This window comes from Pantoea sp. SGAir0215, assembly GCF_043543215.1.
In genome coordinates this window covers 402,936-424,028 of the sequence record NZ_CP028031.1, presented here as the reverse complement: position 1 = coordinate 424,028, position 21,093 = coordinate 402,936, and the positions used below count along the sequence as shown (strand labels likewise).

Sequence of the window (21,093 nt, the reverse complement as noted above, 5' to 3'; positions counted from 1 at the left end):
GTCAGGCTCCGTCGGTGATGGGCTTGCGAACCAGCACCAGATAGGCCAGTGCGCCCATCAGGGTTACGCAGGCACAAATCATCAGCGCCAGGCTGAAGGACTTCGTGGTGTCCAGTATCCAGCCGGTAATCACCGGAGCAAAGGACGCGAAGATAAAGCTGGCGAAGTTTTGAATGCTGCCTACGGAGGCCGTCATGCGCGCGGTCACGTTAGCGTGGATCAGGCCCCAGCATGAGGTCCCCGCAAAGTGAATACAAAACAGGGCCATGCCAATCAGGGTGACGGCGCTGGTGGTCTCAGTGGCGCGCGTGACGAAGGCGGTAAAACCCGCAGACAGAACCATGCCGCTGACAATGCACACCTTACGGGTTTTAACCGCATCCCAGCCGCGTTTCACTAACGCATCCACCACATAGCCGTTGAGCAACATGCCGGCTGCGCCAAACAGGAAAGGAATCGCCGCCAGTAAGCCTGTGCTCTTAAGATCAAGGTGATAGGTCGACTGCAGATAACCCGGCAGCCAGGCAATATACAGCCAGGCGGTGTAGTTAATGCCGCTAAAGCCAATCATCATGCCCCACATGGTGCGCTGCTTAAACAGGCCGCGCCATTCACGAAAGCTGATCGGCGCTTTACGCGATGCCACGCTGCCCGCCTGCAGATAATGGATCTCTTCCGCACTTAAGGTGTTGTTATCACGGTCGCGATAAGTCATGTACCAGCCGATCGCGAGGAAAACCCCTAAAATACCGATAGTCACAAACATGCCGCGCCAGCCCAGCAGCAGCATCATGGCCGCCAGGATCGGCGGCGCCACCGATAATCCGATCATCGAGGCGGCGTTAAACATCCCCATCGGCATCCCGCGATCTTTAATATTGAACCAGTCATTGATGACCTTTACGCCGCATGGATTCATGGGCGCTTCACCCATCCCGAGGCCAATGCGCACCAACACGAACTGCGTAAAGTTATGCACCAGTCCGGACGCGGCCTGGAAAAGTGACCATATGAACATGCCCACGCCCAGCATAATACGTGGGCCTTTGCGGTCCAGCAGGGCGCCAGCGGGCAGTTGTGCCAGCCCGTAAGCCAGCGAAAATGCCGAGAGCAGCACGCCAATTTCCGTCGCGCTCAGCCCCATCTCCTCACGAATCGTCATATTGGCCACCGACAGCGAGCTGCGATCAAGGTAGTTAATGATGGCGGCAAGCAGCAGCAACAGCATGGCGGTAATCTGGACTTTACGGATGCGCGGCGAGCGCACGATATCACTGCGCAACGGCACAAACGCCTCATCAGGTGCAGCGGCGGCGGGCGAGGTTGAACGATCAATAACCGATCTGTTTTCCATGGCAATCTCCCTGAGCAGGCGATTTATCATTATTGTGAGCATTAAGGATGCCCGACGGCACAGGGCCGCCGACGCGTTGCGATGAAGAGTAAGGGCGATAAAGCAGAGATGTTGTAAAGTTGTTTCAAAATCGTGCGAGAGCTAATGCTTTGCGGTTTTTAATCGGTTTTTAATCGGTTTTTAATTGTACTGATTAATGCTGCGGATCATGGATCGCTTGGCTGTGGCCAGATGACTGTGCAGGGCGCAAAGCGCATCCACATCCCGGCGACCGATTAACGCAGACAAAATCGCCATATGCTCCTCCAGGGCAACGATGTTGCGCTGCTTCAGATCGCTTTCATCCCACTGATAGTGCGAATGGAAAATAACGGAAATAATCTCCAGCGACTGATTAAAGAACGGGTTATTGGCGGCAGACAGAATCAGCGAGTGCAGTTGCTTATCCAGCGCCGCAAAATGGCGATAGTTGCTGGCAATGGTCTCACGCATCGATCGGTGCCGATCCAGTAGATCGCGCGCCTGAATCCAGCGTTCATCGTCCATGGGCAAGTTTAAAAAACGCGTCAGGGCATGGGTTTCCAGCATTTCACGTAGCTCAAACAGCTTTTCCGCATACGTCTGCGAAAACTTTTTCATCTGCCAGTGGCCGCGTTTGACCGGTTCCAGCAGGTTGTAGCGCATAAAATGCAGTAAGAATTCGCGCACGGCCACCGGGCTGACATTGGCCTGCTTTGCCAGTTGCAGCTCGCTGAAGGTATCGCCGGGCTGCAACTGTCGCTGATTGATCAGATCGAAAAAACGCTTTTCAACCAGACTGGCCTGTTGATCAATCGGCGGCATCACCGCGTTCAGGCTGTCCTGCGCCTCCGGCGCGCGCACAATAACCCAGCTGTCTTTGACTTTTTCCAGCACGCCCCGCTCATGCAGATAACTCAGCACATGACGCACGGTCGTGCGGCTGACTGTGAACATTTCGGCCAGGGCGGCCTGCGGTGGCAGCGGCGACTGAACGTGGCCCTGGGCGATGCTTTCCAGCATATGGTTGATGACGTTATGGCGTAAATTTTGGCTGCGGCTCATGCGGGGGCTCCGGTTTTTTATGCATTAAAAACCATTGAAGGCCCAAAAAAGCCGTTCTGGTTCACAAAGTGAGAAGAGGGGAATACGGTGCCGCAGCCAGATTCGCCATAACTGCGCTTTTGATAACCGGAGAGTAGCCATGACCACTATGAAAGCCTTAGTCATCGCAGAACCGCGTTCGCTGGTCTGGGCTACACGCGCTCAACCCCGGCCTGCCGCGACTGAAGCGCTGCTTAAAATCGTCAGCGCAGGCATTTGCGGCACCGACATTCACGCCTGGGCAGGAAACCAACCCTTTTTTAGCTATCCGCGTGTCCTCGGCCATGAACTCTGTGCGGAGGTGGTGGAGACAGGCGCTGCCGTTCACGATTTAGCCGCAGGACAGCGGGTGGCACTGATTCCCTATCTCTCCTGTTTTGAATGCGATGCCTGCCGCAGCGGTAAAACCAACTGCTGCGAAAACATTTCGGTGATGGGTGTCCATCAGGATGGCGGCTTTAGCGACTATCTTTGCGTACCGGCAGCTAACCTGCTGGTGGTGGACGATCTTGCGCCAGAAGCCGCAGCGCTCATTGAGCCTTTTGCCATCAGCGCCCACGCGGTGCGGCGAGCGGCGGTGGCGCAGGGCGAGCAGGTGCTGGTCGTGGGGGCGGGGCCGATCGGCCTGGGGGCTGCCGCCATTGCCGCTGCTAACGGCGCGCAGGTGGTGGTCGCGGATACCAGTGATTACCGCCGTCAGCACGTCAGTCAGCAGTTGGGCCTCTGTGCACTCAATCCGGCTGATGCGGCGTTTATAACCTCACTGCGAAACGAATTTGATGGCAGGCTGCCGTTGAAGGTGCTTGATGCCACAGGCAATCCTGCGGCGATGAACGCGGCCGTAAGCCTGATTCGCCATGGCGGAACAGTCGTGTATGTCGGTCTGCATAAAGGGGATTTGGTGATTCCTGACAGTGAGTTTCACAAGAAGGAGAGCACGATCATGGGTAGCCGTAACGCCACCCGTGAGGATTTTGATCGGGTGCGTGAACTCATGGCGGCCGGGACGTTACGTGCCGATATGATGCTCAACCGGCGTTTCGCGTTTTCGACGCTGGCAGAACACTTTGAGGCGCAGGTCATCAACAATCGAGCGTTAATTAAGGGCGTTATCGATTTTGATCGCTGAAGCCGGAGACAACGGTGTGCGCTGTCTCCGCACGCGCTACGCCGTTCCGGAGAGCGACTGGAAAAAGTGGCGACGCACGGCGTCGGCATCCACGCCCAATGCGATGCGTTGTCGGGGCAAATCGCGAAAAGGGTTGTGACGGGAAGCCAGCGTGCTGATCTGGCGCACCGTCTGACCACAGGCGATGCCTTCGGTAATCACTCGCAGTGGGCTTTCCACCAGCGTAAATGCCTCGGGCAAACACAGCCAGGATATCGTCAGCGTGTCATGCAACGCCATTCCCGCAAATCCTTCCTTCTCAAGACTGTACGCCAGATAAGGGCGGCAGATCGCCCGCAGGATCGGCTGTTGTAGTTGATCCACCTCATCGCTATTGATCAACACTTTATGGGTAACATCCAGCGGGATCAGAATAACCGGCAAGGCCGAGGACAGGACCTGATCCGCAGCATGAGGATCCTTCCAGATATTAAATTCACTGAACGGTGTCACATTCCCGCTGTGGCCATCGGTACCAAAGGCGCCGCCCATGATGACCAGTTCTTTGACCAGCGGGATAATATCCGGTGCCTGGTTGATGGCGCTGGCGATATTGGTAAGGGGGCCGATTGCCACCAGCGTAATGACGCCGGGATTAGCACGAACGCTGTCGATAATAAACTGCACGGCACCGGGCGCGTCGTCGCTAAACGGATTATCAAACGCATCCCCTAAACCGTCTTCACCATGCAGCCTGGCAGGTGCGCTCGGTTCCCGTGCCAGCGGACGGGCGCAGCCGCGGTACACCGGCACGTCAATCGCCATTTTCTGGCAAAAGAGCCGCGCATTTTTCACCGCCTGGCCCACGGCAACGTTGCCGAATACCGTGGTAATGCCCAGCAGATGTTGCGTCCGCGCGGCATAGGCCAGCGCAAAGGCATCATCCACGCCGATATCAGTATCAAAAATGACAGTGCGCACAGGATTCTCCAGAAAGCGTGAGCGCCTCACCCGGGGCGACAATCGTTGTGTGGGCGCGGCAAGCGTAAAAGCCGTCATTTATTTAAGCGGAAAACGGAAAAAGGGGAAACCTGAATTCTCCCCCCTTTTAAGGCTACCCGCGTCGGGTTTTTAACACTGCATGTCAGCCGCACATCACGGGCGCGCGTTCACATGGTCTGAGTTGCCAGTCAGAAAAAGGCATCGTATGATTGCCTGCGCAAGGTGATGGCGTTCCACCTTCCCCAACCGCCAGCAGGTTTCCCCTGCGGCTGATGACGCCTGACACTATCCTTTATCCTTTCGTGGGAGCGGGAGCGTCAGGTGCCGGTATTTGCTGACCCTCCACCGTCTTCTGCACAATGCCTGTTAACGGGAGTATAAGATGTTAAAACCGCTATTCGCTGTGATCGTGGGCGGCAGCGTAGGTTGTGTACTGCGTTGGTGGTTCGGTATGCGTTTCAATGCGTTTTTCCCCAATCTTCCACCGGGTACGTTGCTGGTGAATCTGATTGGCGGCTTTGTGATCGGGGGGGCCATGGCCTGGTTTATTAAAAATCCCCAGCTCGATCCCGCCTGGCGGTTACTGATCATTACAGGCTTATGTGGCGGTCTCACCACGTTTTCCACGTTTACCGCAGAATTAATGACCCTGTTGCAGTCCGGAAAATATCTCTGGGCCATGAGCAGCGCGCTGGTGCATGTCATTGGCTCGTTGCTGATGAGTTTTGCCGGTTTTGCGCTGATTAACCTGTTGGGTTAACGCCGCCGCGAAACCGGATGCCATTAGTCCTGCAGACACTGAGCGATGAAGCTGGCGGCGTGCAGGGCGCCCTCGGCTGAAATCGTGTGGCCAGTCTGTGGCTCAATCAATGCCTCGACCGGAACCGCCGCGGCTTTCAGGCGGGCCGCGGCTGACTCACTTTCGCTGACGGGGATCACCGCATCAGCCCGGCCATGGATCAGCAGGGCTGGCGTATGCGCGAGTGGTGTCAGTGGGCCGTCAAAGGCCAGTCGGCCGGAAAATGCCACCACGCCCGCCAGGGGATAACGGCCAGAGGCCAGTAGATCTAGCGCCATGATCGAGCCCTGAGAAAAGCCCACCAGGATGACCTTCTCCCAGCATTCTGCCATATCATGCTGCGCCATCAGGTCACGCAGAACGCGGTCAAACGCCTCACGAGCTTCGCGAACCCGCCCTGGACGGTTTTCCGACGTAATGCCCGCCAGACTGAACCACTGATAGCCCATGCCCTGTTCAAAAGCATAAGGCGCATCCGGTGAGGCAAAGACCACATCGGGTAACAAGGTTGCCCAATAATCGCCGACAGGTGCCAGATCGTCGCCGTTACTGCCTACGCCGTGCAGAAAAATCACCAGTGCTTTTGCCATGCCGGTTCCTGTAAAAGTTGTGTTGTCTGACAGGTATTTGAACAGTTACACCGGTTAACGTCAAAATCAAACTGACCGCCGGGAAGGCCGCCTGTCGTACGGGGGAGGGCAAACATTACGTGCCGTCTCCCTTTCCCTGTAACGTAAAACCTGCTTGACTGAAACGTCACCGCTTGCCGTCTGGAGTTATGCATGTCGTTGTTTACCCTGAGCACGTTATCCGACATTCCCGCCGCTGAATGGGATGCGCTGCTGCCTGATGATCAGCCTTTTTTACGCCATGCCTTTTTGCTGAGCCTTGAAGACAGCGGCAGCGTCAGGCCGGAAAGGGGCTGGCAGCCAGCCCATCTGGTCTGGCGTGAGCAGGGTGAACTCTGCGCCGCGCTACCCGGCTACCAAAAAAGCCATTCACAGGGTGAATACGTGTTCGATCACGCCTGGGCCGATGCCTGTCAGCGAGCCGGTATCGCTTACTATCCGAAATGGCTCGGTGCCATTCCCTTCAGCCCGGTAACGGGCGCGCGCGTGCTGGGCAAATCCGATGCCGCTATCCGACTGCTGTCGAGGCTGCCAGACTGGCTGGAGCGCCAGGCGTTGAGTGGCGCGCATATCAATTTCACCGACTCTCACGCTAACGCGCTGCTGGCGGAACAACCCGACTGGCTGGCGCGGCTGGGCTGCCAGTATCACTGGCACAATCGCGGCTATCGCGACTTCCAGGACTTTCTGGATACGTTGATGTCACGCAAGCGCAAACAGCTGCGCAAGGAACGGGAGCAGGTCGCCCTGAACGGCTTTGAATTTGACTGGTATCGCGGCGATCAACTGCGTGAAGATCAATGGGATTTTGTGTACACCTGCTATGCCAACACGTACGCGGTGCGTGGTCAGCGTCCTTATCTGACGCGTGCCTTTTTTAGCTTACTGGCCGCGCGTCTGCCGGAAAACATTCGCGTCGTCATTGCCCGTTTGCAGCAGCAGCCCGCAGCGATGGCTTTTTACCTTAAAGACGGGGAAAGCCTGTATGGCCGCTACTGGGGCTGCCTGGCGGAATTTAACCAGCTTCACTTCGAAACCTGTTTTTATCAGGGGATGGATTTCGCCATCGCCGAAGGCCTGCAACGCTTCGATGCGGGCGCGCAGGGCGAACACAAGCTGGTGCGTGGTTTTGAACCGCAGATTACCCACTCCTGGCACTACCTGTGTCATCCCGGCCTGCGCGCCGCCGTTGACGATTTTTTGCAGCAGGAGCGGCAGGGCGTTCACCTGTGGGCCGAAGAAGCCAGGGACGCCTTGCCCTACCGACGCGGCGACTAGTCCGCCCCGACAAACCCGCCGGTCTGGTGTTGCCAGAGCCGGGCATACAGGCCATTTTGTGCCAGCAGTTCCTGGTGGCTACCGATTTCGACAATCTGGCCGTGTTCCAGCACCACCAGCCGGTCCATTTTTGCAATGGTGGACAGACGGTGAGCGATGGCAATCACCGTTTTACCCTGCATCAACGACTCCAGGCTTTCCTGAATCGCCGCTTCCACCTCTGAATCAAGGGCGGAAGTGGCTTCATCCATGATCAGAACCGGCGCGTCTTTCAGCAACACGCGCGCAATGGCTATACGCTGACGCTGCCCGCCAGACAGTTTTACGCCGCGCTCACCGACATGCGCATCCAGCCCTGTCCGGCCCTGGGAATCCGACAGCAGCGGGATAAATTCGTCGGCGCGGGCGCGACGGATAGCCAGTTGCAGTTCTTCCTCGCTGGCATGGGGCCGGCCATAGAGCAGATTTTCGCGGATAGAGCGGTGCAGCAGCGAGGTATCCTGGGTGATCATGCCAATCTGGCTGCGCAGGCTTTCCTGCGTCACGTCGGCAATACACTGACCGTCAATCAGGATGCGCCCGCCGTTCAGGTCGTAAAGACGCAACAGCAGATTGACCAGCGTTGATTTTCCGGCACCGGAAGGTCCAATCAGGCCAATCTTTTCCCCCGGTTTAATGGTCAGGTTCAGGCCATTAATCACCTGCCGCTCGCCACCATAGTTAAAACGGATGTTGTCGAAGCGAATCTCCCCCTGCGTCACTCTGAGCTGTTTCGCCTGGGGCGCATCCTGCACGCTAAGCGGTTGGGAAATGGTGTTCAGTCCGTCCTGCACCATGCCGATATTTTCAAAAATGCCGTTCACCACCCACATCACCCAACCGGACATATTAACCAGACGGATAACCAGGCCGGTCGCCAGGGCAATGGCACCGACGCTAATCAGCGATGCGCTCCACAGCCACAGCGCCAGGCCGGACGTGGCGACAATCAGAACGCCGTTGAGCGTCGACAGCGTCAAATCCATGCTGGTTACCATGCGGTTAGCCTGCTGCGTTTTGTCTGTCTGCTCCTGAATCGCCTCACGTGCGTACTGCCGCTCCAGGTCGCTATGGGCGAACAGCTTGATGGTAGCGATATTGGTGTAACCATCCACAATCGTGCCCATGAGTTTCGAGCGCGCTTCTGAGGACACCACGGAACGGGCCTTTACGCGCGGCACAAAATAGCGCAGCGCCGCGCTGTAAAGCACAATCCAGATAATGAGCGGAATCATCAAACGCCAGTCCGCTTCGGCGAACAGCACCAGCGCCGTCGCGGCGTAGATCAGCACATGCCAGATGGCATCGACCAACTGCACCGCAGAATCGCGGAGCGAGTTGCCGGTTTGCAAAATGCGCTGCGCAATCCGGCCCGCAAAATCGTTCTGGAAAAAATTCATGCTCTGACGCAGAACGTAGTTGTGGTGCTGCCAGCGAATCATGCTGGTCATGCCGGGATTAATGCTCTGGTGAACCAGCATATCGTGCAGCGCAATAAACACCGGCCGCAGTATCAGGGCGACGCAGCCCATCCAGAGTAAGGTTGGCCAGTTATCGTGAAACAGCGTAGCCGGGGTGGAATGGTTAACCAGATCAATGATGCGGCTCAGATAACTGAACAGCGCCACCTCAATGAGCGCGCCCACCAGCCCCACCACCAGCAGTGCGGCGAAGCTTGGCCACACCTGGCGCAGGTAGTAAAAATAAAAAGGCCAGACCCGTGAGGGCGGCATATCGGTGGGGGCATCCTGAAAAATATTGATAAAACGTTCGAAACGACGATACAACATACAGTTACTCTTTCCGTTCGATAAGAATTACAGCTTAGTGCATGTGTACGCCCGATTAAAAAAAAGGATTCTCTATGGATATCACTCTGCGCGGCCGTGAACCACATGATGCAGCGGCTTACCAACGTCTTTACGGCCATCCGGCGGTTTTCCCCTGGACGCTGCAATTGCCGTTTCCCAGCGTCGCCACCTGGGAAAAGAAATTCGCAAAAATGGATGCCGAGGGCTTCATCAATTTTGTTGCCGAAGTAGACGGCGAAATGGTTGGTGAGCTGACCTTGTTTACAAATCATAATCCGCGTACGCGTCACTGCATCAGCTTCGGCATCGGTGTCAATCCGGCGTTCTCAGGGCGCGGCATTGGCGAGCTGTTGATCCGCACGGCAATGGATTATGCACGTAACTGGCTGGGCATCACCCGCATGGAGCTTGAGGTGTTTCATGACAATCATCGGGCGCTGGCGCTGTATGAAAGGCTGGGTTTTGAGCGCGAAGGGGTGCGTCGTCAGGCATCCTTACGTGAAGGTAAACTTCATGATGTGGTGATGATGGCCAAACTGCTCAACGTGGCGTAACGACCGCGCATTGCCCGTTTTTGCGCGCGGCGTTAAGGTCAAAAGTCGCGCAACATGTTTAAACGTTGTTCTGTGCCACAGTTCGCACAAAATGCCCTGCATAAAACCCATCGCCTGCCGATATGACGGTATCACCCACTGATGCTCTGGAGGGCGATTGTGATAAAACTAATAACGATCGACGAACTGAAAACGGGCATGTTCGTCCACAAACTTGAGGTCTGGTGGTTTAAAGACAAACGTATTCGTAATCAGATGCTGATCACCGATCCGCAGCAGGTTGCGATGTTCCGTCGTGAAGGTATTCAGCGGTTATGGATTGATGAAGAGAAATCGATTTCATCACCACCTCCTGAGCCAGTCCATACCGCACCCTGCCAGCAGGCTCCCTTTACGCAGGAACGTGAACAGGCACAGCAGCTGTTTGAACAAGGCAAAATCAAGGTCCTGGCGCTGTTTAACGAAGCGCGAATGGGTTGCGGCCTCGATCTGAGCAGTATGATTGATATTGTGGATAAAATAGCCGGTTCGATTGAGCGCGAGCCCAGCGCACTTCTGCGCGTGGCACAACTGAAAGATCACGATAATTACACCTACCTGCACTCCATGGCGGTCTGTGGCTTGATGATCGCTCTGGGTAAAAAGCTCGGCCTGGATGCGCATCAACTTCAGCGCGTTGGCATGGGAGGGTTGTTACATGACATTGGCAAAGCGGCCGTACCGCTCAGTATCCTGAATAAACCGGATAAGCTGAGCGACGACGAGTTTGCCATCATGTGCGAGCATCCGATAGCGGGTGCACAAATGCTGATGGAAGCGAACGCAGGGGATGACCTGGTCGATATTGCCCTGCATCATCATGAAAAATATGACGGCAGCGGTTATCCCTACCGCCATAAAGGCCATGAGATTAGCGTCTATTCCCGTATGGCCACCATTTGTGATGTGTACGATGCCCTGACCTCAACGCGTCCTTACCGCGAGGGCTGGACACCCGCACAAGCTTTACAGTCGATGCTGGCCTGGCGCGGGCATTTTGACACAACGCTGCTGCATGCGTTCGTTACGACAATCGGTCTGTATCCGGTGGGGTCGCTGGTGCGGCTGGCATCGGGACGTATTGCACTGGTGGTCAAGGCGGGCGAACAATCGCTTCAGAAGCCGCGCGTACATGTTTTCTGGTCGTTGCACGCTAAGCGCCCCGTCAGACCAGAAGTGGTCGATCTGGGGGACAGTTTTTGCACGGACAGCATTGTCTGCTCGGAGAGTCTCGCGGCCTGGCCAACGATCGACCTCAACCGGGTCTGGTTGCTGGACGTTGCCTGAGCCAACGTCGCCATTTTTATACCTTTTTTACAGCGTGCCAGTGCTTTTTAACCCTTTCTTTATGTGACTCAGCGCAAGCTATTCAGCAAATCCAAACCTCTGGAGGTTGCTGTGAGTGCAGGCGTGATAACCGGCATTGTGCTGGTCGTGTTGTTGCTGGGCTATTTAGTGTATGCCCTGTTGAATGCGGAGGCCTTCTGATGGCGGCCAATGCATTTTTACTGATCGCGGTGTATCTGCTGGTGCTGATGGTGTTGGCACAGCCGCTGGGACGTGGTCTGGCAGCGCTGGTGGCGGACAAACCCCTTTTTACCCGTGCCGAAGCGCTGTTTTGGCGCGTCGCCGGGGTACAGCAAGGCGATATGCGCTGGCCGCAATACCTGCTGGCCATTGTGCTGTTCAACCTGTTCGGCCTGATCCTCCTGATGGCTATACTGCTGCTTCAGGACAAGCTCCCGCTCAATCCACAACACTTTCCGGCCTTGAGCTGGGATCTGGCGCTTAACACCGCGATTAGCTTCGTCACTAACACCAACTGGCAAGCTTATTCAGGCGAAAGCACCCTGAGCTATTTCAGCCAGATGGTGGGCCTGACCGTGCAGAACTTTTTCTCTGCCGCGACCGGTATCGCTGTCGCCTTTGCCCTGATTCGGGGCTTTGCGAATCGCTCGATTGCAACCCTGGGTAACGCCTGGCGCGATCTGACGCGCGTGACGCTTTACGTGTTATTGCCCGTCAGTCTGCTGATGGCGCTGTTTTTTGTCAGCCAGGGCAGCATTCAGAACGTCCTGCCTTATCAGACGATTACCGGCCTGGATGGGGCGCAGCAAACGCTGGCAATGGGCCCGGTGGCCTCGCAGGAAGCCATCAAAATGCTGGGCACCAACGGCGGCGGCTTTTTTAACGCGAACTCTGCTCACCCGTTTGAAAACCCCACCGCGCTGACCAACTTCGTGCAGATGCTCAGTATCTTCCTGATACCGGCCGCGCTGTGCTTTGCCTTTGGCGAATGTGTGAAAGACCGTCGTCAGGGCAACATGCTGCTGTGGTCAATGACGCTGATGTTTGTCGTGGCGGCGGCCTTCGTGATGTGGGCGGAAGTGAACGGGAATCCGCACTTCCTGACGCTGGGCGCGGACAGCGCCATCAATATGGAAGGAAAAGAAACGCGCTTTGGCATTCTCAATTCCAGCCTGTTTGCGGTTATCACGACCGCCGCGTCCTGTGGTGCGGTGAATGCGATGCATGACTCGTTCACGGCCCTGGGCGGCATGGTACCTATGTTGCTGATGCAACTGGGCGAAGTGATCTTCGGCGGTGTCGGTGCGGGCTTGTATGGGATGTTGCTGTTCGTGTTGCTGGCGGTGTTTATCGCCGGACTGATGATTGGCCGTACTCCCGAGTTTCTCGGCAAAAAAATCGAAGTCTGGGAAATGAAAATGACCGCACTTGCCATTCTGGTGACGCCCGCGCTGGTGCTGATCGGTACAGCCATCGCCATGATGACCGACGCTGGCCGGGCCGGTATGGCTAACCCAGGCACCCACGGCTTCAGTGAAGTGTTATACGCCGTATCGTCGGCCGCTAACAACAACGGCAGTGCCTTTGCCGGTCTGAGCGCGAACACGCCGTTCTGGAACGTTTTGCTGGCCATCTGCATGTTCCTGGGGCGCTTTGGCATCATCCTGCCGGTAATGGCGATTGCCGGTTCTATGGCCGGTAAAAAAATTCAGCCGGTCGGTAACGGGACGCTGCCAACGCATGGTCCGCTGTTTATCGCGTTGTTGGTGGGCACCGTCCTGCTGGTGGGCGCACTGACCTTTATCCCCGCTCTGGCTCTGGGTCCGGTAGCCGAGCATCTGCAACTTATTCAGGGACATTAATCATGAGTCGTCAACAACAGGTGTTTGACGCAGCGCTCTTGCGCACTTCAGCAATCGATGCCGTGAAAAAACTCGACCCACGCGTTCAGTTTCGTAATCCGGTGATGTTTGTCGTCTACCTGGGCAGTCTCCTGACCACGGTACTGGCGGTGCTGATGTCTACTGGCTATCAGAGCGGCAGCGCCAGTTTTACCGGCGCGGTGTCTGTCTGGCTGTGGTTTACCGTGCTGTTTGCGAACATGGCAGAAGCGCTGGCCGAAGGGCGCAGTAAAGCCCAGGCGAACAGCCTGAAAGGCGTCAAAAAAACCAGCTTTGCGAAAAAACTGTCGGCTGCGCATTACGGAGCAAAATGGCAGCAGATTGCGGCCGATGAGCTGCGCAAAGGGGATGCGGTATTAGTGGAAGCGGGTGACGTTATCCCGTGCGATGGTGAGGTGGTCGAAGGGGGCGCATCGGTTGATGAAAGTGCCATCACCGGGGAATCCGCACCGGTGATTCGTGAATCGGGCGGTGACTTTGCCTCGGTAACCGGCGGGACGCGTATTCTGTCCGACTGGCTGGTCATCACCTGTAGTGCTAACCCCGGCGAAACCTTCCTGGATCGCATGATCGCGATGGTGGAAGGCGCACAGCGCCGTAAAACGCCCAATGAAATCGCCCTGACGATTCTGCTGGTGTCCCTGACAATTGTGTTTCTGTTAGCTACCGTCACGCTGTGGCCGTTCTCCGCCTGGGGCGGTACGCCGGTGACCATCACCGTGCTGGTTGCGTTACTGGTGTGCCTGATCCCTACCACGATTGGTGGTTTACTCTCCGCCATCGGCGTCGCGGGGATGAGCCGAATGCTGGGGGCAAACGTGATTGCCACCAGCGGTCGTGCTGTCGAAGCGGCCGGGGATGTGGACGTGCTGATGCTGGACAAAACCGGCACCATCACACTGGGTAACCGCCAGGCGACCCAGTTTTTACCGGCCCCCGGCGTCACAGAAGAACAGCTTGCCGATGCCGCCCAGTTGGCCTCGCTGGCGGATGAAACGCCGGAAGGTCGCAGTATCGTGGTCCTGGCGAAGCAAAAATTTAATCTGCGTGAGCGGGACCTGAGCAGCATGGGAGCCAGTTTTATTCCCTTCTCAGCCCAGACGCGCATGAGCGGTGTGAACGTGCAGAACCGCCTGATTCGTAAAGGGGCGGTCGATGCGGTGCGCCGTCATATTGAAGCCAGTCACGGTGCGTTCCCGGCAGAAGTAAACGCCCGGGTGGAAGAGGTTGCCCGTGCGGGCGGCACCCCGCTGGTGGTCGCTGAAGGCCCGAAAGTGCTGGGCGTGGTCGCGCTGAAAGATATCGTCAAGGGCGGGATCAAAGAGCGCTTTGCCGAACTGCGCAAAATGGGCATTAAAACCGTGATGATTACCGGTGATAACCCGCTGACCGCCGCCGCGATTGCAGCCGAAGCGGGCGTGGATGACTTTTTGTCGGAAGCGACACCCGAAGCCAAACTGGCGCTGATCCGTCAGTATCAGGCCGAAGGCCGCCTGGTGGCGATGACCGGTGACGGCACCAACGATGCGCCTGCGCTGGCGCAGGCCGATGTAGCGGTCGCGATGAACTCGGGGACGCAGGCCGCAAAAGAGGCAGGCAACATGGTCGATCTGGATTCCAACCCGACCAAGCTGCTGGAAGTGGTCCATATCGGTAAACAGATGTTGATGACGCGCGGATCGTTAACCACGTTCAGTATCGCCAACGACGTAGCCAAATACTTCGCCATTATTCCGGCGGCGTTTGCGGCTACGTATCCTCAGCTCAATATGCTCAACGTGATGGAGCTGCACTCACCGTCCTCCGCGATTCTGTCGGCAGTGATTTTTAATGCCCTGGTAATCGTCTTCCTGATTCCGCTGGCCTTAAAAGGCGTGAGCTACCGGCCATTAAGCGCCGCATCACTGCTGCGCCGTAATTTGCTGATTTATGGATTAGGTGGACTGCTGGTGCCGTTTATCGGTATCAAAGCGATCGATATGTTGCTTGTGCTGTTTGGTATGGCCTGAGGAGAATAAAATGAGTCAGTTACGTCCGGCAATTTTTCTGCTGCTGCTGCTAACGGTTGTATGTGGCGTAGTTTATCCTTTGCTCACGACCGGGTTGGCGCAGTGGCTGTTTCCCTGGCAGGCTAACGGATCGCTGTTAAAGGTAGAAGGTGAAGAACGGGGCTCTGCACTGATTGGGCAGGCTTTTAGCCAGCCTGGCGAGTTTTGGGGCCGTCCTTCTGCCACCGGCGACAAACCGTATAATCCCCTGGCATCCAGTGGCAGTAACCTGGCCGCGAGTAATCCGGCACTCGACAAAGCGGTGGCTGAACGCGTTGCCGCGTTACGTGCAGCCAATCCGCAGGCCAATGGGCCGGTGCCGGTGGATCTGGTGACCAGTTCAGCCAGTGGGCTTGATCCAGAGATTTCGCCACAGGCAGCGCTGTGGCAGGCACCGCGCGTGGCGGCGGCCCGTCAGTTGCCGCTGGCGAAAGTGGATGCGCTGGTGGACAGCCTGACCCAACGTCCGCTGCTCCCATTTATCGGCGAACCCACGGTGAATGTGCTGCAACTCAATCTGGCGCTGAACGATCTTAAATAAGTAAAAGGACGCTATGAATCACGAACCGCTGCGCCCCGATCCGGATGCGCTGTTACAGGCCAACAGTGACAGCCATCGCGGTAAGCTCAAGATCTATTTTGGTGCCTGTGCGGGGGTAGGGAAAACCTACGCCATGCTGCAGGAGGCGCAGCGGCTCCGTGCCCAGGGACTCGACGTGCTGGTCGGCGTGGTGGAAACCCACGAGCGGCCGGAAACGGCCCAGCTTCTTAACGGACTGGTGGTGCTGCCGCGTCGCGCTACCGGCCGATCCCGCCATGCTGAATTCGATCTGGATGCCGCGCTGGCACGTCATCCGGCGGTCATCCTGATGGATGAACTGGCTCATACCAACGTGAAAGGCTCGCGACATCCCAAACGCTGGCAGGATATTGAAGAACTGCTGGATGCGGGCATCGATGTGCTGACCACAGTGAACGTTCAGCACCTGGAAAGCCTGAATGATGTGGTCGGCGGCGTTACCGGCATTCAGGTGCGTGAAACCTTACCAGACCCGTTTTTTGACAGCGCCGATGAAGTGGTGCTGGTGGATCTGCCGCCTGACGATCTCCGGCAACGTCTGAAAGAGGGCAAGGTCTACATTGGCGATCGCGCCGAGCGGGCCATCGAAAATTTCTTCCGCAAAGGCAACCTGTTTGCGCTTCGTGAGCTGGCACTGCGCCGCACGGCCGATCGGGTAGACGACCAGATGCGCGCCTGGCGCGACAGCCAGGGACGGGACAAGGTCTGGCACACGCGCGACGCGATTTTGCTCTGTATCGGAGACGATACGGGCAGCGAGAAACTGGTTCGTACGGCGGCACGGCTGGCCGCCCGGCTCGGCAGCGAATGGCATGCTGTCTATGTTGAAACGCCGCGCCTCAACCGCTTACCGGAGGCCCGTCGCCGCGCCATTTTGCGGACGCTCAAACTGGCGCAGGAGATGGGCGCGGAAACGGCAACGCTCTCCGATCCCGACGACGCTCAGGCGGTGCTACGCTACGCGCGGGAACACGATCTGGGCAAGATTGTGACCGGACGGCGTCCCGTGCGACGCTGGCGACGCGACAGTTTTGCTGAGCGGCTGGGGCAACTGGGCCCGGATCTGGATTTGCTGGTAGTGGCACTCAATGAGCCCATGCAGGATGCGCCGCATCCCTTAGCCAGCGAACGGGTTAACAGCGACAAATGGCGCATGCAGTTGCGCGGCGTCATGATGGCGCTGGTGCTGTGTATTCTGGTCACCGCCGCCGGACAATCGGTGCTGATCAGCTTTGATCCGGCCAACTGCGTGATGATCTACCTGCTGGCGGTGGTGATCGTGGCCCTGCGTTATGGCCGATGGCCATCCGTGATCGCCACAGTCATCAACATCATTGCCTTTGATCTGTTTTTTGTGGCACCGAAAGGCACGATTGCCGTCTCCGATTTACAGTACCTGGTGACCTTTGGCGTAATGCTGGCGGTCGGCGTGATCGTGGGTAACCTGACGGCGGGCGTGCGCTACCAGGCGCGCGTCGCGCGTTATCGCGAACAGCGCACCCGGCAACTGTATGAAATGGCTAAATCGTTGGGCAGCGGTCTGACACCCGAGGATATCGCGGCCACCAGTCAGCGCGTGCTCGACGCCACATTGCAGGCCCGATCCCTGCTGCTGCTGCCGGATGAGCAGGGCGAGCTGCAAACCCTGGGCAACGCGCTGCCGGGAAATGAACCGGACTGGGCTATCGCCAAATGGAGCTACAGCAAAGGCCAGCCAGCCGGCGCAGGCACAGACACGTTACCGGCCGTGCCCTACCAGATTCTGCCGCTGAAGGTAGGAGAATCCTGTCGCGGACTGCTGGTCGTCGAGCCAGAAAACGTGCGCCAGTTGATGATTCCCGAACAGCAGCGGCTGTTAGAAACCTTCACCGTCCTGATTGCGAACGCGCTGGAACGTCTGGCGCTGTCGCAGAGTGAAGCGGCTTCGCGGCTGGCCGCCGAGCGTGAACAGTTACGCAATGCCCTGTTGTCGGCGCTGTCTCACGATTTACGCACGCCCTTAACCGTGCTGTTTGGTCAGGCGGAAATGCTGATGCTCGACCTGGCCAGTGATAATTCAAAATATGTGCCCCAGGCCAGCCAGATTCGCGAACAGACCCTGAGCACGATTCGTCTGGTCAGCAATATGCTGGATATGGCGCGTATTCAGTCCGGCGGTCTGAATTTACGGGAAGAGTGGCTGGCTCTCGAAGAGGTGATCGGCGGGGCGCTCAGTAGCATGGCACCGTCGCTGAAAGGAAAGGCGGTCGAACTCGATCTGCCTGCGGATATCGTCCTGATTAAGGGAGACAGCACCTTGCTGGAGCGGGTGTTTACCAACCTGATCGAAAACAGCCTCAAATACGCCGGTAACTGCGCGCCGCGCGGGATCCGCGCCTGGTGTGATCATGCCCGCCTGGAAATTGCCGTCTGGGATGGCGGTCCGGGCATCGCGGAACAGGACATGACCCGTATTTTTGATAAGTTTTCGCGTGGCGACAAAGAGTCGGCCGTGCCAGGCGTCGGACTGGGACTGGCCATTTGTAAAACCATCATTGAGAGTCACGGCGGTCAGATCTGGGCGGAAAATCGCCCGGAAGGTGGGGCCTGTTTCCGCCTTTCTTTACCCTTGCCGCCCGCACCTGAAATTTCTCCTGAAGGGCTGAAATAACTTCACAGATGATCGGTTATAATGCGCGACTTTACTGCTTATGACTGGGAAATTATGGAACGTTTTACCGAAAACCTGATGTATGCATCGCGCTGGCTGTTGGCTCCCGTTTACATTGGACTTTCGCTGGGATTACTGGCACTGACCATCAAATTTTTCCAGGAAATTGTTCACCTGTTGCCCAACATTTTTAGCATTGCAGAAAACGATCTGATCCTGCTGTTGCTGTCACTGGTGGACATGACGCTGGTCGGCGGGTTGCTCGTGATGGTGATGCTGTCTGGCTATGAAAACTTTGTCTCCAAACTCGATATTGATGAGGGCAAAGAGAAGCTGAGCTGGCTGGGTAAGATGGATTCCGGCTCGCTGAAAAACAAAGTGGCGGCGTCGATTGTGGCTATCTCCTCCATCCACCTGCTGCGGGTGTTTATGGACGCGCGCAATGTCGAAAATGATAAGCTGATGTGGTACGTGATCATCCATCTGACCTTCGTTTTGTCGGCCTTTGTGATGGGCTGGCTGGACAGCATGTCGCGGGCAGAGAAGAAAAACGTGTAACCGACGGCACGCGTTATCCGCGCCGGCGACTGACGTCGCTTTTCCCGCGAGATGCCGGCGTCAGCCTGACGCCGGCCGTGCCCCCGCCAGATGAGGCAACACCGCCTTGATCATGGCAAAAAACGCAGTCAGCCGGGCAGGATAATAGCTCGCCCAGGGATAGGTCAGCCATACCGGTAACGCCGGAGCCTGCCATTCCGGCATGAGCTGGACCAGCCTGCCCTCTGCTAAATCCTCTTGTATCACCCACGACGAGACGATGGCGGCCCCCAGGCCCGCCAGCGCGGCTTTGCGTACCGCATAGAGGCTGTCGCTGCTTAAAACAGGGGCGATCGGCAGATTCACCGGTTCACCTTTGTCCTGATGCTGTAACGCGATTTCGTTACGGTAGAAGCTGGTTAACGCGAGCCAGGGCAACGCGCCCAGCTGTTCGACCCGGGTGATCGGTGCATGCTGCCGGAGCAGCTCAGGGGCCGCGACAACAATGCGCGGCACTTCGGCCAGCAGCACCGCCACGACCGAAGGATCGGTAGGCGCGCCGACCTGAATGGCGCAGTCAACGTTCTCGGCCACAAAATCGGGTGTTCTGTCGTTAAGCATCCACTCAATGCGTAAACGGGGATAGCGGCGCATAAAGTCCACCAGCGGGGCGACCAGTTGATCCTGACCAAATGCATGCGGCGCGCGTACCCGCAGTGTCCCGACGGGATCGCTACCTGCGCCGGTTAAATCGTCTTCCAGCGCATGCCAGGTGGCGAGCAGTTGCCGTGCCTGTGCATAACAGCGTTCGCCATCATCGGTGAGCTTGAGCGCGTGCGTCGTGCGCAGTATCAGCTTCACGCCGAGCCCGTGCTCAAGCGCCTGCAACCGACGGCTGATAGTGGGCTGCGTTGTGCCAAGTTGCACTGCGGCGGCAGACAAACTGCCGCTTTCGACAATGCGAATAAAGGTATGCATCAATGCGATACGATCGTTATTGCTGAAATTGATCATGCGCCCCACGTATAACCGTTTTGTTTTTTATCAGTCTACCGCGTATGCCAAAAACAGGCTTTACTTGCCACACGCTTTTTTCGAGGATTTCACTATGACAGTGGTACACAACCTGAACCGGCATTCAACTGAGCGCCTGCCTGCGCCCCTTGTTTTTACGTTAGCAACCGGTGCGGGTCTGAGCGTGGCATCGATTTACTACAGTCAGCCCATGCTCGACATCATCAGCAAGCAGTTCCAGATAAGCGTTGGCAGCGTCGGTATGGTGCCCATGTTAACCCAGGCGGGTTATGCGCTGGGGATCCTGCTGCTGGCCCCGCTCGGCGATCGCCACGATCGTCGCACCATTATTTTGATCAAAGGGTTACTGCTAGTCATGGCGCTTCTGCTGTGTGGCTTTTCCGGCGGCATCAGCGCACTGCTTATCGCCAGTTTTATCACCGGCCTGACGGCGACCGTGGCACAGGACATTGTTCCGGCGTCGGCCGCGCTCGCCCCGGTGGCCAGCCGGGGTAAAACGGTTGGCACGGTGATGACGGGTTTACTGGTCGGCATTTTATTATCCCGTGTCGTTAGCGGTGTGGTGGCGGAGTATTTTGGCTGGCGCACCATGTACATGATTGCGGCTGTGGCCGTGTTGCTGATCAGCCTGACGCTGTGGCGCGTACTGCCACGCTTTGCGCCGGGTACGTCGGTAAGCTATCCCCGCCTGCTGATGTCACTGGTGCACTTATGGCGTGCGCATCAAACCCTGCGGCGTGCGGCGCTGGCACAGGGACTGCTCTCCGTGAGTTTTAGTGCATTCTGGTCAACGCTGGCGATCATGCTTAGCGACCGCTTCCATTTTGACAGTGCCATTGCCGGTGCTTTTGGCCTGGCAGGGGCGGCAGGCGCGCTGGCGGCGCCGCTGGCCGGGAACGTGGCGGATCGTATTGGCCCGGCGCGCGTCACCCAGTTTGGTGCCGGTCTGGTGACGCTCTCTTTCGCGCTGATGTTTTTACTGCCTTTCCTGCCGCTGTCAGCTCAACTGGCCGTCATTATTATCAGCACAATAGGTTTTGACTTAGGCGTGCAGGCGACCCTGGTGGCCCATCAGACATTGATTTACGGTCTGGTTCCCGAGGCGCGTAGCCGGCTAAATGCCCTGCTGTTTACCGTGGTGTTTATCGGTATGGCCAGCGGGGCGGCACTGGGTAGCCTGGCGTTGGCGAACTGGGGCTGGAATGGCGTTGTCGTGTTATCCACCGTTGCCGCCGCTGTCAGCCTGTTGATCCGCCTCGCCAGTCGTCACCTCAGGGACTGATTCTTCCGCCCGCCAGC

General features: G+C 57.3%; 18 protein-coding genes and 1 riboswitch. Of the genes, 12 read left to right on the top strand and 6 right to left on the bottom strand.

Translation table 11 applies throughout. The annotated features are described in order from the left end of the window. Nucleotide 1: 1 nt before the first annotated feature. Nucleotides 2-1,354 carry an MFS transporter gene (locus C1N64_RS02130; RefSeq protein WP_375124549.1) on the bottom strand — a complete coding sequence of 451 codons (1,353 nt, stop codon included), beginning with the start codon at nucleotides 1,352-1,354 and terminating at the stop codon, nucleotides 2-4. 180 nt (nucleotides 1,355-1,534) lie between these two features. After that, on the bottom strand, nucleotides 1,535-2,437 hold the full coding sequence (locus tag C1N64_RS02125; protein WP_054632905.1) for a GntR family transcriptional regulator: 903 nt from the start codon (nucleotides 2,435-2,437) through the stop codon (nucleotides 1,535-1,537). 139 nt (nucleotides 2,438-2,576) lie between these two features. On the opposite strand from C1N64_RS02125, the gene C1N64_RS02120 reads away from it, so the two are divergent. Next, complete coding sequence (locus tag C1N64_RS02120; protein ID WP_039342818.1) at nucleotides 2,577-3,605, top strand: zinc-binding alcohol dehydrogenase family protein; 1,029 nt, start codon at nucleotides 2,577-2,579, stop codon at nucleotides 3,603-3,605. A 36-nt stretch (nucleotides 3,606-3,641) separates the two neighbouring features. On the opposite strand, the gene C1N64_RS02115 is transcribed toward C1N64_RS02120, so the two are convergent. Further along, a complete protein-coding gene (locus C1N64_RS02115) occupies nucleotides 3,642-4,565 on the bottom strand; it encodes a nucleoside hydrolase (protein WP_039342816.1) in 924 nt (307 codons plus the stop codon). A gap of 233 nt (nucleotides 4,566-4,798) precedes the next feature. Further along, nucleotides 4,799-4,875: riboswitch (Fluoride riboswitch) on the top strand. A gap of 93 nt (nucleotides 4,876-4,968) precedes the next feature. On the opposite strand from C1N64_RS02115, the gene crcB reads away from it, so the two are divergent. Further along, nucleotides 4,969-5,346, top strand: coding sequence for a fluoride efflux transporter CrcB (gene crcB, locus C1N64_RS02110; protein WP_006121140.1), 378 nt, complete (start codon nucleotides 4,969-4,971; stop codon nucleotides 5,344-5,346). A 23-nt stretch (nucleotides 5,347-5,369) separates the two neighbouring features. On the opposite strand, the gene C1N64_RS02105 is transcribed toward crcB, so the two are convergent. Next, a complete protein-coding gene (locus C1N64_RS02105) occupies nucleotides 5,370-5,975 on the bottom strand; it encodes an alpha/beta hydrolase (protein ID WP_110268697.1) in 606 nt (201 codons plus the stop codon). A 192-nt stretch (nucleotides 5,976-6,167) separates the two neighbouring features. On the opposite strand from C1N64_RS02105, the gene C1N64_RS02100 reads away from it, so the two are divergent. Continuing rightward, a complete protein-coding gene (locus C1N64_RS02100) occupies nucleotides 6,168-7,292 on the top strand; it encodes a GNAT family N-acetyltransferase (protein WP_006121139.1) in 1,125 nt (374 codons plus the stop codon). Here the strand turns inward: C1N64_RS02100 and C1N64_RS02095 are convergent. Further along, on the bottom strand, nucleotides 7,289-9,121 hold the full coding sequence (locus tag C1N64_RS02095) for an ABC transporter ATP-binding protein (RefSeq protein ID WP_039342812.1): 1,833 nt from the start codon (nucleotides 9,119-9,121) through the stop codon (nucleotides 7,289-7,291). The two genes, C1N64_RS02100 and C1N64_RS02095, sit on opposite strands and share 4 nt — an antisense overlap. A 74-nt stretch (nucleotides 9,122-9,195) precedes the next feature. Here C1N64_RS02095 and C1N64_RS02090 point away from each other — a divergent pair, with 74 nt between their 5' ends. The 8 genes from C1N64_RS02090 (at nucleotide 9,196) to C1N64_RS02055 (ending at nucleotide 18,780) form a co-directional block, all read left to right on the top strand. Beyond that, nucleotides 9,196-9,696 (top strand): GNAT family N-acetyltransferase, encoded by a 501-nt coding sequence (locus C1N64_RS02090; protein ID WP_006121137.1) that lies wholly within the window; start codon nucleotides 9,196-9,198, stop codon nucleotides 9,694-9,696. A gap of 159 nt (nucleotides 9,697-9,855) precedes the next feature. Further along, a complete protein-coding gene (locus tag C1N64_RS02085) occupies nucleotides 9,856-11,022 on the top strand; it encodes an HD-GYP domain-containing protein (RefSeq protein ID WP_039342807.1) in 1,167 nt (388 codons plus the stop codon). 111 nt (nucleotides 11,023-11,133) lie between these two features. Then, nucleotides 11,134-11,223, top strand: a complete 90-nt coding sequence (gene kdpF / locus C1N64_RS02080; RefSeq protein ID WP_033738296.1) for a K(+)-transporting ATPase subunit F — start codon at nucleotides 11,134-11,136, stop codon at nucleotides 11,221-11,223. Then, on the top strand, nucleotides 11,223-12,905 hold the full coding sequence (gene kdpA / locus C1N64_RS02075; RefSeq protein WP_110268700.1) for a potassium-transporting ATPase subunit KdpA: 1,683 nt from the start codon (nucleotides 11,223-11,225) through the stop codon (nucleotides 12,903-12,905). Before kdpF ends, kdpA begins: the two co-directional genes overlap by 1 nt. A 2-nt stretch (nucleotides 12,906-12,907) precedes the next feature. Next, nucleotides 12,908-14,953, top strand: a complete 2,046-nt coding sequence (gene kdpB, locus C1N64_RS02070; RefSeq protein WP_033738291.1) for a potassium-transporting ATPase subunit KdpB — start codon at nucleotides 12,908-12,910, stop codon at nucleotides 14,951-14,953. Nucleotides 14,954-14,963: 10 nt separating this feature from the next. Further along, nucleotides 14,964-15,533 carry a potassium-transporting ATPase subunit KdpC gene (gene kdpC / locus C1N64_RS02065; protein WP_006121133.1) on the top strand — a complete coding sequence of 190 codons (570 nt, stop codon included), beginning with the start codon at nucleotides 14,964-14,966 and terminating at the stop codon, nucleotides 15,531-15,533. Between the two features lie 13 nt (nucleotides 15,534-15,546). After that, nucleotides 15,547-18,222, top strand: coding sequence for a two-component system sensor histidine kinase KdpD (gene kdpD / locus C1N64_RS02060; protein ID WP_375124548.1), 2,676 nt, complete (start codon nucleotides 15,547-15,549; stop codon nucleotides 18,220-18,222). A gap of 54 nt (nucleotides 18,223-18,276) precedes the next feature. Continuing rightward, complete coding sequence (locus tag C1N64_RS02055) at nucleotides 18,277-18,780, top strand: TIGR00645 family protein (RefSeq protein ID WP_006121131.1); 504 nt, start codon at nucleotides 18,277-18,279, stop codon at nucleotides 18,778-18,780. 60 nt (nucleotides 18,781-18,840) lie between these two features. On the opposite strand, the gene C1N64_RS02050 is transcribed toward C1N64_RS02055, so the two are convergent. Then, on the bottom strand, nucleotides 18,841-19,773 hold the full coding sequence (locus tag C1N64_RS02050) for a LysR family transcriptional regulator (protein ID WP_367143556.1): 933 nt from the start codon (nucleotides 19,771-19,773) through the stop codon (nucleotides 18,841-18,843). Nucleotides 19,774-19,867: 94 nt separating this feature from the next. Between C1N64_RS02050 and C1N64_RS02045 the strand changes: the two genes are divergently transcribed. Then, a complete protein-coding gene (locus tag C1N64_RS02045; protein ID WP_394515208.1) occupies nucleotides 19,868-21,076 on the top strand; it encodes an MFS transporter in 1,209 nt (402 codons plus the stop codon). Nucleotides 21,077-21,093 lie beyond the last annotated feature (17 nt).